Annotated in this window: 9 protein-coding genes; all 9 read left to right on the top strand. The window is 70.3% G+C overall.

Annotation, left to right across the window (positions count from 1 at the left end):
* The first annotated feature begins 20 nt into the window (after positions 1–20).
* Positions 21–995, top strand: coding sequence for a LacI family DNA-binding transcriptional regulator (locus tag ACIO3R_RS30250; protein ID WP_385040066.1), 975 nt, complete (start codon positions 21–23; stop codon positions 993–995).
* Positions 996–1,146: 151 nt separating this feature from the next.
* Entirely contained in the window at positions 1,147–2,826 is a 1,680-nt protein-coding gene (locus ACIO3R_RS30245) for an ABC transporter substrate-binding protein (protein ID WP_385040063.1), read from the top strand.
* Between the two features lie 24 nt (positions 2,827–2,850).
* Entirely contained in the window at positions 2,851–3,909 is a 1,059-nt protein-coding gene (locus ACIO3R_RS30240) for an ABC transporter ATP-binding protein (protein ID WP_385040060.1), read from the top strand.
* Positions 3,906–4,886: an ABC transporter permease gene (locus tag ACIO3R_RS30235; RefSeq protein ID WP_385348201.1), complete on the top strand. Its 981-nt coding sequence runs from the start codon at positions 3,906–3,908 to the stop codon at positions 4,884–4,886. The genes ACIO3R_RS30240 and ACIO3R_RS30235 overlap by 4 nt, the downstream gene beginning before the upstream one ends.
* Before the next feature lie 3 nt (positions 4,887–4,889).
* Positions 4,890–5,888, top strand: coding sequence for an ABC transporter permease (locus tag ACIO3R_RS30230; RefSeq protein ID WP_402110143.1), 999 nt, complete (start codon positions 4,890–4,892; stop codon positions 5,886–5,888).
* A complete protein-coding gene (locus ACIO3R_RS30225) occupies positions 5,885–6,907 on the top strand; it encodes an ABC transporter ATP-binding protein (RefSeq protein WP_402110141.1) in 1,023 nt (340 codons plus the stop codon). The genes ACIO3R_RS30230 and ACIO3R_RS30225 overlap by 4 nt, the downstream gene beginning before the upstream one ends.
* A 246-nt stretch (positions 6,908–7,153) precedes the next feature.
* Positions 7,154–8,572: a GH1 family beta-glucosidase gene (locus tag ACIO3R_RS30220; protein WP_402110139.1), complete on the top strand. Its 1,419-nt coding sequence runs from the start codon at positions 7,154–7,156 to the stop codon at positions 8,570–8,572.
* 52 nt (positions 8,573–8,624) lie between these two features.
* Positions 8,625–10,496: a discoidin domain-containing protein gene (locus tag ACIO3R_RS30215; protein ID WP_402110137.1), complete on the top strand. Its 1,872-nt coding sequence runs from the start codon at positions 8,625–8,627 to the stop codon at positions 10,494–10,496.
* A 196-nt stretch (positions 10,497–10,692) separates the two neighbouring features.
* Positions 10,693–12,105: a hypothetical protein gene (locus ACIO3R_RS30210; protein WP_402110135.1), complete on the top strand. Its 1,413-nt coding sequence runs from the start codon at positions 10,693–10,695 to the stop codon at positions 12,103–12,105.
* Positions 12,106–12,166: the final 61 nt, after the last annotated feature.

The raw sequence follows: 12,166 nt of genomic DNA, 5'->3' as shown, positions 1-12,166 counted from the left end.
TTGTGTCCTGGAGGCCCCCGATGCGTGTCACCATCGCTGATGTCGCCCGCGAGGCCGGCGTCAGCAAGACGACCGTGTCCCGGGTCATCAACACCAAGGGCGAAGTGGACGGTTCAACGGCCGCCCGTGTTCGTGAAGTGATCGCACATCTCGGTTATGTGCCCAGCTCGGGCGCCGTCGGTCTGGCCCGCGGCAGCAGCCGTACGGTCGGCATGCTGGTGCCCTCGCTGACCTGGCCGTGGATGGGCGAGGTGCTTCAGGGCGTCGTCGACACCGTCGAGGCCGCCGACTACGGGCTGCTGCTCTTCACCTGCAACCGCGGGGCCGAGTCCGTGGAGCGCTTCACCAGCCAGGTGTCGGCGCGGGCCTTCGACGGACTGGTCGTGGTCGAACCCGAGAACACCCTCGACCACCTCACCGCACTGCACCGCGGTGGTCTGCCGATCGTGCTGATCGACGATCGCGGCCACCACCCCGAGTTCCCCTCCGTCGTGACCACCAACCACGAAGGAGGCGCGTCGGCCGCCCGCCATCTGCGGGCTGCCGGCCGCACCAGGCCCCTGGTCATCACGGGCCCCCAGGACTTCGGCTGCGTACGCGACCGGCTTGCGGGATTCGTCTCCGTGCTGCCCACGGACCTCATCGTCCGCGGGGACTTCACCGAGATCTGCGGCCGGCTGGCCGTGGAGCAACTCATCGCCTCCGGAGTCGAGTTCGACTCGGTCTTCGCACACAACGACATCACGGCGGCAGGCGTGCTGCGGGCGCTGCGCGCCGCGGGACGGTCCGTTCCCGGCGACATCGCGGTGGTCGGCTTCGACGACATCCCGATGGCCGAGCACACCGAACCGCCGCTGACCACCGTGCGCCAGCCCACCCGGCAGATGGGTGAGACGGCCGCACGGATGCTGCTCTCCCACCTCGGCGGCACGGCCGTACCCGACGCACCCCTCGTGCTGCCCACCGAACTGGTCGTGCGCCACTCGGCGCCCTAGCGGCCGGGGCCGGACCGGCCCCACCGCTCCCGTACTCCGTGCAGCAGCCGGCTGCGCGCACCCGCACCGCACCCGCACCGCCCGTACCCGGCGCGCCGAGCGCTGCCCGTTCCCGGATCTCCCAGACCCGCCAGTCCCTCCTGGAGTCGCCATGTCCGCACGCCGTCACCACACGCTCAGAGCGGTCGCGCTCGCCACCGCGGTGGTCGCGCTCGCCGCCGGATGCTCGTCAGCCAACTCGAACGCCAACAAGGGCGGCGGCGCCGCGTCAGGAGTCCTGACGCTGGGCAAGCCGGACGGGCCGCAGACGAACAACAGCAACCCGTTCCTCAACACCTCGGCGGGCGCCACCCTCGGCTACCGCTACATGATCTACGAGCCGCTGGCGATGACGAGCCAGATCCGGCCCGCCGACAAGGCCGACCCGTGGCTGGCGACGTCCTGGAAGTGGGACCTCAACTTCACCAAGGTCACCTTCACCCTCGACGACAAGGCCAAGTGGGCCGACGGCAAGCCGCTGACCGCCGAGGACGTGGCGTTCACGTTCAACCTGCTGAAGAAGCACCCCGCGCTCAACGGCAACGGCATCGCCTTCGGCGGGGTCGAGGTCCAGGACAAGAAGGTCGTGCTGACCTTCGACGACTCGCAGTACGTCAACCAGAACAAGATCATCCAGCAGTTCATCGTGCCCAAGCACATCTGGGAAGGCGTCAAGGACCCGGAGACCTGGCCGAACCGGACCCCCGTCGGCTCGGGCCCGTACAAGCTGAAGACGTTCACCCCGCAGACCACCACCCTGACCGCCACGCCCACCTACTGGAAGGGTGCGACGAAGGTCAAGGAGCTGCGGTACAGCACGTACAACGACAACAGCGCCGCCACCACCGCACTGGCCGGCGGCAAGCTCGAGTGGTCGTTCGTCTTCATGCCGAACTACAAGCAGCTGTACATCGCCAAGGACCCCAAGAACCACAAGCTGTGGTTCCCCTCCGGGCTCGGCATCCACGGACTGTGGTTCAACACCGCCCGCAAGCCGTTCGACAACCCGGCGCTGCGCAAGGCCATGGCGATGGTCGTCGACCGCAACGCGATCTACACCCAGGCGGAGGCGACCCTCTACCCGGAGATCACCAACCCGACCGGCATCCCGCTGCCCGCCGGCAAGTCCTTCATCGCCCCCGAGTACAAGGACGCCACCACGAAGCCCGATGTCGAGGGCGCCAAGAAGATCCTCGACAAGGCCGGCTTCACCCTCAGCGGCGGAGTGCTGAAGGACCCGAGCGGCAAGCCGGTGAAGCTGACCTTCACCGACCCGGCCGGCTGGAACGACTACATCACCGGCCTCGCGATCATCAAGGACAACATCAAGAAGCTCGGCATCGAGGCCAAGGTCAAGACCCAGACCGCGGAGGCCTGGGGCGCGGACGTCGCCAACGGCAACTTCGACGCCACCCTGCACTGGACCAACAGCGGCGCCACCCCGTACGACATGTACCAGAACATCATGGACGGCGCGCTGCTCCAGCCCATCGGCAAGGCCTCCCAGCTCGGCAACTTCGGCCGCTTCAAGAACACCGAGGCCACCGAGGCGCTCAAGGACTTCGCCAACGCCACGACCGACACCACGCGCATCACCGCGATGAACACGCTACAGAAGATCATGGTCGAGCAGGCGCCGATGATCCCCACCGCCGCCGCCCCCATCGGGGCCGAGTACTCCACCAAGAACTGGGTGGGCTGGCCCACGGAGGCCGACCCGTACGCCGACCCGCAGCACACCCAGCCCTCGTCGCTGGAAGTCGTGCTGAAGCTCAAGCCGTCGAAGAAGTAGCACCCAGGGATCCAGGTACCGGCCATGTCTGAACAGCAGGAAAAGAACCACGTCGTGCTCGAAGCACGCGGAGTCACCAAACACTTCGCCGTGCGGCGCACCGGCCGCGATCTCCTCGCGGGCAAGCGCCGCAGCGTCCACGCCGTCGACGACGTCTCGCTGAAACTGCGGCGCGGCACCGTCACGGCGCTGGTGGGGGAGTCGGGCTCCGGGAAGTCCACCGTCGCCAGACTGCTCGCCCAGCTGTATCCGCTCACTGAGGGCGAGATCCACCTGGGCGGCCAGCCGGTGAAGGCCGGACGTGGCCGGTCCTTCCGCAGTTACGTACGACGGGTCCAGCTCATCTTCCAGGACCCGTTCGCCTCGCTGAACCCGGTGCACACCGTGCGCTACCACCTCACCCGGGCGCTGAGGATCCACGGCCGGGCGGGGAACGGCGAGGCGGAACTGGAACAGAACCTGACCGCTCTGCTGAACCGCGTCCAGCTGACTCCTCCTCATCAGTACCTGGACAAGTTCCCGCACGAGCTGTCGGGAGGTCAGCGCCAGCGCGTGGCCATCGCCCGCGCGCTCGGCGCCGACCCCCAGGTTCTCCTCGCCGACGAGCCCGTTTCGATGCTGGACGTCTCGATCCGGCTCGGGGTGCTCAACCTGCTCAAGGACCTCAAGGACCGCATGCACCTCGCGATCCTCTACATCACCCACGACATCGCCTCCGCCCGCTACTTCGCGGACTCCACGCTGGTGATGTACGCGGGCCGGATCGTGGAGGGCGGGGACAGCGAGACCGTCACCCAGCGCCCCGCCCACCCCTACACCCAGCTGCTGATCGCCTCCGCGCCCGACCCGGACCGGGTGGTCGCGGAGGAGGAGCAGGAGGAGACCGGCAGCGGCGAGCCCCCGTCGCTCATCGCGCCCCCGGCCGGCTGCCGCTTCCACCCGCGCTGCCCCAAGGCCATGGAGCGCTGCCGCACCGAACTGCCGCCGCGCTTCGACCTGGCCGACGGCCAGTGGGCCGCCTGCTGGCTGTACGCCGACGGCGCCGGCCCCGCCGGTGACCACGAGAAGGAGGCCGCGAAGTGAAGTACCTGCTCCAGAGGCTCGCCTTCTACCTGGTCACCGCCTGGGCCGCGATCACCATCAACTTCCTCATCCCGAGGCTGATGCCCGGCGACCCGGTGCAGGCCCTCATCGCCCGCTTCCAGGGACAGCTGGACACCAGCGCCATCGCCTCCCTCAAGGCCCTCTTCGGCCTGGACAAGCACCAGTCGCTCTGGGAGCAGTACACCTCCTACTGGGGTCATCTGCTCGACGGCGACCTCGGCCTGTCCTTCACCTTCTTCCCCACGCCGGTGAGCGAGGTGATCGCCCAGTCGCTGCCGTGGACGCTCGCGCTCGTCGGCATCACCACCCTGATCAGCTTCGTCCTCGGCACCGGGATCGGCGTCTTCACCGGCTGGCGGCGCGGCTCCTGGCTGGACAGCCTGCTGCCCGTCACCACCTTCATCTCCGCGATCCCGTACTTCTGGCTCGGCCTCATCGCCATCTCGCTGTTCGCCGTGAAGTGGCCGTTCTTCCCGGCCGCCGGCGGCTACGACAACGCGCTCGTGCCCGCCTTCGACTGGCCGTTCATCTCCAGCGCGCTCTACCACGGGGTGCTGCCCGGCCTCACCATCGTGCTCAGCGCGGTCGCCGGCTGGATCCTCGGCATGCGCAACATGATGGTGACGGTCTCCTCCGAGGACTACGTCATGGTCGCCCAGGCCAAGGGGCTCTCCGAGCGCCGGGTGATGTTCGGGTACGCGGCCCGCAACGCGATCCTGCCCAACATCTCCGGCTTCGCGCTCTCGCTCGGCTTCATCGTCGGCGGCACCCTGCTGGTGGAGATGGTCTTCTCCTACCCGGGCATCGGATACCAGCTCTTCCAGGGCGTGGGAGCCAAGGACTACCCCCTGATGCAGGGCGTCTTCCTGATCATCACCCTCTCCGTCCTCGCCGCGAACCTCCTCGCCGACGTGCTCTACATGATCCTCGACCCCCGTACCCGAAGGGAGGCCTAGGTCATGGCCGTCACCGCCACCGAAGTCGCCGTACTCGACACCGCCGAGACCCTGGCGCCCAGCAAGCGCAAGTTCCGGTTCCTGCGCGGCCGCAAGACCGTCATCGGACTCGGCATCCTGCTCTTCTTCGTGCTGATCGCCGTCATCGGCCCGTGGATCGCCCCGTACGACCCGGACACCATGGGCAAGGAACTGCTCCAGCCGCCCTCCGGGGCCCACTGGTTCGGCACCACCCAGACCGGTCAGGACGTCCTCTCGCAGATCCTCGTCGGCACCCGGGGCGTACTGGTCGTCGGATTCATCGCCGGCATCCTCGCCACGATCCTGTCCGTGCTGATCGGCGTCAGCGCCGGCTTCCTCGGCGGCACCGCCGACGAGGTGCTCTCGCTGCTCTCCAACGTCTTCCTCGTCATCCCCGGACTGCCGCTGATCATCATCATCGCCAGCTTCGTCTCCGACGCGGGCGACCTGCTCATCGCGACCGTCATCGCCCTGACCTCCTGGGCCTGGGGCGCCCGCGTGCTGCGCGCCCAGACGCTCTCGCTGCGCCGCCGCGACTACATCGAGGCGGCCCGCGCCACCGGTGAGTCGACGTGGCGGATCATCCTGTTCGAGGTGATGCCCAACCTGACCGCCGTCATTGCCTCCGGCTTCGTCGGCACGGTCATCTTCGCCATCCTCTCCGAGATCACCCTCGCCTTCATCGGCGTCGCCGACATCTCCAACTGGAACTGGGGGACCGTCCTGTTCTGGGCGCAGTCCAACCAGGCCCTGGCCCAGGGCGCGTGGTGGTGGTTCGTCCCGGCCGGGCTCTGCATCGCCCTGCTCGGCATGTCCCTCGCCCTCATCAACTTCGGCATCGACGAATTCGTCAACCCGCGCCTGCGCACCGAGACCGGCGGCTCCCGCAAGGTCCGGATGCGGGTCGGCTTCACCCCCGTGGCACGCGGCACGGACAGGGCCGCGGCGAGCGGCAGGCACGACAAGGAGACCCGCTCATGAGCGAGCCCGTCCTCACCATCAGCGGCCTCAACGTCGACTACGGGACCGGCGACGACGCCGTGCACGCGCTGCGCGACATCGACCTCACCCTGCACCGGGGCGAAGTCCTCGGCCTGGCAGGCGAGTCGGGCTCCGGCAAGTCCACCCTGGCGTACGCCGTCACCCGGCTGCTCTCCCCGCCCGGCGTGATCACCGGCGGCGAGGTCCGCTACCACCAGCGCGACGGCGAGACGCTCGACCTGCTGACCCTGTCGGCGCCCGAGCTCCGCGCCTTCCGCTGGCAGGAGCTGTCGATCGTCTTCCAGGGCGCGATGAACTCCCTCAACCCGGTCCACACGGTCCACAGCCAGCTCACCGACGTACTCCAGGCCCACCGCCCGGAGATGAAGCGGGCCGAACGCACCGCCCGCGCCGAGGAACTGCTGAAACTCGTCGGGATCTCCGCCGACCGGCTCGGCGCCTACCCGCACCAGCTCTCCGGCGGCATGCGCCAGCGCGTGATGATCGCGATGGCACTCGCGCTGGAACCCGAGATCGTCATCATGGACGAGCCCACGACGGCCCTGGACGTCGTCATGCAGCGCCAGATCCTGCGCCAGCTGGTCAAACTCCGCGAGGAACTCGGCTTCTCCGTCGTCTTCATCACACACGACATCTCGCTCCTGATCGAGTTCTCCGACCGGATCGCGATCATGTACGGCGGCCGGATCGTCGAGGAGGCCGGGTCCTCCGACATCTACCGCGACCCCCGCCACCCCTACAGCGACGGACTGCTCCACTCCTTCCCCGCCCTGCACGGCCCCCGCCGCGAACTCAGCGGCATCCCGGGCTCGCCCCCGCACCTGTCCGCGATGCCCGCCGGCTGCGCCTTCCACCCCCGCTGCGCCAAGAAGGTCGAGGGCTGCGACACCCACGTCCCGGTGCTCGCCGCGCCGGACGGCGACAGCTCCCGCTCGGTGGCCTGCTGGCTCCACCGGGAGGCCCCGGCCGCCGCCACCGTCCCGGCCGCCCGGTCCTAGGGCCTGTATGGGGTTGTCCCGCGGCGTCACGGGGCTGGGCACGCACGCTCGCAGCGTTGCCGAAACGCCCTGGTAGCTCCGCTACAAGGGCGCTCCGGCGCCTTGCGATCGCACGCACCCAGCCCCGCTCCTCCTTCCGCGTGACAACCCCATACAGGCCCTAGGCCGTGTCGTCGAACTCCGCTTGCCGCGCGGCGTCTGACGACACGACCTGGCGCACTACGCCACGAACACCACAGGAGAACCATGAACCTCGTCACCCCCCAGGCCTACGCCCGCGAGATCACCGCCCAGGCCGTGTCCGGTCTGCCCGCCGACTTCCGCTGGGGCGTCGCCACAGCCGCCTACCAGATCGAGGGAGCGGCGGCCGAGGACGGCAGAACGCCCTCGATCTGGGACACGTACTGCAGGGTGCCGGGCATGGTCGTCCGCGGCGAGAACGGCGACGTGGCCTGCGACCACTACCACCGGATGCCCGAGGACGTCGCGCTCATCGCCGACCTGGGCGTCGACACGTACCGCTTCTCGCTGGCCTGGCCGCGCATCCAGCCCGGCGGCCGGGGCCCCGCCAACGCGAAGGGCCTCGACTTCTACAAGCGCCTGGTCGACGAGCTGGAGGCCAAGGGCGTCACCCCCTGGATCACCCTCTACCACTGGGACCTGCCGCAGGAGCTGGAGGACGCGGGCGGCTGGCCCGCCCGTGACACCGCCTACCGGTTCGCCGAGTACGCCGCCCTCGCCTACGACGCCCTGGGCGACCGGGTGAAGCACTGGACCACGCTGAACGAGCCGTGGTGCTCGGCGATGCTCGGTTACGCCTACGGGAACCAGGCCCCCGGCCGGCAGAACTTCGGCGAGGCGATCCACGCCGTCCACCACCTCCTGCTGGGCCACGGCCTCGCCTCGCAGTACCTGCGGGAGCAGGCCGCCGCACGGGGCAACGCACTCGAACTCGGCCTCACCCTCAACCTGGGCACCGCCACCCCCGAGACGCAGAGCCACGAGGACGCCGAGGCCGCCCGCCGCGCCGACGGACTCGGCTGCCGCCTCTACCTCGACCCGGTCGTCAAGGGCGCCTACCCCGAGGACATCGTCACCGACCTCGCCGCGCAGGGCGTCGAACTCCCCGTCCAGGACGGCGACCTGGCGGTCATCGCCACCCCGCTGGACGTCCTCGGCGTCAACTTCTACCGCGGCACCCTCTTCTCCGGCGTGACCGAGGAAGGCGCGACGACGGACGCCGAAGGCCTGCCCGTCACCCGCGTCGTCGAGCGCGACCTGCCCCGCACCGCGATGGACTGGGAGATCACCCCCACCGCCCTCACCGACCTGCTCGTCCGGCTGGAGAAGGACTACGGTCTCCCGACGGTCATCACCGAGAACGGCGCCGCCTTCGACGACACCGTCTCCGCGGACGGCGGGATCCACGACGCCGACCGCACCACCTATCTCGCCGACCACATCGCCGCCGTCGCCGCCGCCCGCGCACAAGGGGCCGACGTCCGGGGCTACTTCGCCTGGTCGCTGATGGACAACTTCGAGTGGTCCTACGGCTACGACAAGCGATTCGGTATCGTCCGCGTCGACTACGACACGCAGGTGCGGACGCTCAAGGACAGCGCCAAGTGGTACCGCGACACCATCCATCACACCCGCAACGCGTAGCTGCGCCCGCGCGCAGTCGCGCAGCCCCATGGATACGAACGGGAGCCCCACCGTGCCCTCTCGTACGACTCTGGCAGCCACCACCGCCGCGCTGATCGCCCTCGCCGCCCCCGTTGCCTTCGCGGCGCCCTCCCCACGGGCCGCCGCGCAGGCGGCGGCCTGGGACACCGACCGGGCGGCCTCCGCCTACACCGCCGACCCCGACGCCGTCACCGCGTCCGGCAGCGAGAACGCCGCCACCGGACCGGGCGCCGCCGCGGACGGCGACGCCGCCACCCACTGGTCGAGCGACGCCGCCGACGACGCCTGGCTACGCGTCGACCTCGGCGCCACGCTCCGGATCAGCCGGGTCACCCTGGACTGGGAGGCCTCGTACGGCAAGCAGTACGCCCTGGAGGTGTCGAGGAACGGCACCGACTGGACGACGTTCTACACCGAGGACGACGGCACCGGCGGCAGCGTCACCGCCCACACCTACCCGCAGGAGACCACCGGCCGCTACGTCCGGATGCGCGGCGTCCAACGCGCCACCGCGGGCGGCTACGCACTGGCCTCCTTCAAGGTGTACGGGGGCGAGCCCGCACCCGCCTCCACCACCCGCACCAACCTGGCCCTGAACCACCCCGCGTACGGCAACCTCTACCAGGACGCGGGCAGCTCACCCGCCTTCGTCACCGACGGCGGCTGGCCGGCCGACCTCAGGGGCGGCCAGTCCCGCTGGTCCAGCGACTGGAACGCCGACCGCTGGGTGAGCGTCGACCTCGGGGCCACCTCCACCATCGACTCGGTCGACCTGTACTGGGAGGCGGCGTACGGCGTCGACTACCGCATCCAGGTCTCCGACGACAACAGCACCTGGCGCACCGTCCACCAGCCCACCGCCGACGAGGTCGCCGCCCGCCGCGCCGACATCAAGGCGCCCGGCGAGGCCGCCGGCCGCCACGACACCGTCACCCTGCCCACCCCGGCGACCGGCCGCTACGTGCGGATGCTCGGCGTGGAGCGCCGCTCCTTCTACAACCCGGCACCCGCCACCGCCCAGTTCGGCTACTCGCTCTACGAGTTCCAGGTCTGGGGCACCGGAGGCAGCGCGGACGCCGCCTATCCGGCCCTGCCCAAGGACCCCGGCGGCGCGTACAGCACCACGTTCTTCGACGACTTCACCGGCTCGGGTCTGGACCGCTCCAAGTGGCGGGTGGTGCGCACCGGCACGGAGATGGGCCCGGTGAACGGCGAGTCGCAGGCCTACGTCGACTCGACGGACAACATCCGCACCGAGAACGGCGCCCTCGTCCTGGAGGCGAAGTACTGCAAGGGCTGCACCTCCACGCCCAACGGCACCTTCGACCTCACCTCCGGCCGGGTCGACACCAACACCAGGTTCGACTTCACCTACGGCAAGGTCAGCGCCCGGATGAAGCTGCCGGTCGGGGACGGCTACTGGCCCGCGTTCTGGATGCTCGGCAGCAATGTCGACGACCCGACGGTCTCCTGGCCCGGCTCCGGCGAGACGGACATCATGGAGAACATCGGCTACGGGGACTGGACCAGCTCCGCGCTGCACGGCCCCGGCTACTCCGCCGACGGCAACATCGGGAAGCAGCAGACCTACCCGGACGGCGGCCGCGCCGACGCGTGGCACACCTACGGCGTCGAGTGGACGGCCGAAGGCATGACGTTCACCGTCGACGACCGGGTCGTCCAGCGGACCTCCCGCCAGAAGCTGGAGTCCACCCGCGGCCAGTGGGTCTTCGACCACGACCAGTACGTGATCCTCAACCTGGCCCTCGGCGGCGCCTACCCCGCCGGCTGGAACCAGGTCACCGAGCCCTACTGGGGTCTCCCGCAGTCCAGCGTCGACCGGATCGCCCAGGGCGGCATCAAGGCCGAGATCGACTGGGTCAAGGTCGAGCAGAAGAAGTAGGAGAACAGAAGCAGCAGGAGACCGGTGATCTGATCTGATCTGACCGGCGCGGTGGCCGAGCTGAGGGCGGCCTACCGGGCTGCCTGAGGCCGGGGGCGGGCGGGCGCGCACAGGCCCCGCCCGCCCCCGGCTCCTGGACCGGCCCCGGTCCTGCTCCCGGGGCGCACGTGTCGGCGGGCTGGGTTACGTTCGAGGTATGCGGAACAGAGCGTTCCCGGCCCTCCTGCTCCCGGCGCTCCTGGCGGGGCTGCTGCTGATCCTGTCTGCGGCCGCCCTGGTCCTGGCGCCCGCCGCGCCTGCGGCGACCGGCGCCTCCACGGTCAATGACGTGGCGCTGGCGCTGCGCAAGAGCCCGGTGTACGTCGATCCGGCCGCGTCCGGGCAGCTCTCCCGGAGCCAGGCCGCCGCCCTGACGAAGAAGATCAAGGACGCCGACAAGCCGGTGTTCGTGGCCGTGCTGCCGCAGAACTCGTCCTTCCCCGCGTCGAGCGTGCTCCGCACGCTGCGCGCCGACACCGGGATCACCGGCCTCTACGCGATACGCCTGGGCGACGGCTTCAACGCGGCCGCCGACCCGCAGGTGATGCCGGAGCGGGCGGTGCGCAATCTCACCGCCGCCGTGAAGACACCGGGCTCCGGCCCCGGCGCCGCGACCCAGCTGAACGCCTTCGTCGACCGGGCCGTAGAGCAGGCCCGCGGCCACGCCCCCGACTCCTGGGGCGGCTCCCCGTCCGGCCAGGGCTCTTCCGCCGCCGGGCTGATCGCGCTCGGTGCGGTGGTGGTCGTCGGCGGTGCGGGGGCCTACGCGATCGTGCGCCGCAACCGCAGGCGCAAGGAGAGCGAGGAGCAGGCCGCGCTCGACAAGCTGCGGGTCGTCGTGGACGAGGACATCACGGAGTACGGGGAGACACTGGACCGGCTCGATTTCCATCCCGCGGAGGCGGGCGCCGACGACTCGATGCGCGCGGACTACGAACGCGCCCTCGACTCCTACGAGAGCGCGAAATCGCGTATGGAGCACGCCCGACACCCCTCCGACGTGCGCGGGGTGACCCAGGCACTGGAGGACGGACGCTTCTCGCTCGCCGTCCTGGAGGCCCGGCGCACCGGCCGCGAACTGCCCGCGCGACGCCCGCCCTGCTTCTTCGACCCGCGCCACGGGCCGTCGGTGGCCGACGTCCGCTGGACCCCGTCGGGCGGTACGGCACGCGAGGTCCCGGTCTGCGGCGCCGACGCGATCCGGCTGCGCGACGGCCAGGACCCGATGAGCCGCACCGTCGACATGGGCGACGGCAGCCGCCGCCCCTACTGGGAGGCGGGCCCGGCCTACGGCCCCTGGGCGGGCGGCTACTTCGGCGGCGGCCTGCTCCCCGGCCTGCTGGTCGGCACCATGCTCGGCTCGATGCTCTCCACCCCGGCCTACGCGGCGGAGTACGGCGGCGGTGACTTCGGCGCGGGCGGCGACCTCGGCGGTGGCGACTTCTCCGGCTCCGACTTCGACTCCTCGGGCTTCGGAGGCGGCGGGTTCGGTGACGGCGGTGGTGGTGGCGGGTTCGGCGACGGGGGCGGCTTCGGAGGCGGCGGGGACTTCGGGGGCGGCGGGTTCTAGGGCCTGTACTGGGTTGCCACGCTCCTTCTTCCGCGGGACAGCCCAGTACAGGCCTCAGGGC

This window comes from Streptomyces sp. NPDC087428 (assembly GCF_044744085.1).
In the GTDB taxonomy this organism is placed as follows: Bacteria; Actinomycetota; Actinomycetes; order Streptomycetales; family Streptomycetaceae; genus Streptomyces.
The sequence above is the reverse complement of the archived record's forward strand: the minus strand, read 5'-3'. Positions and strand labels throughout refer to the sequence as shown.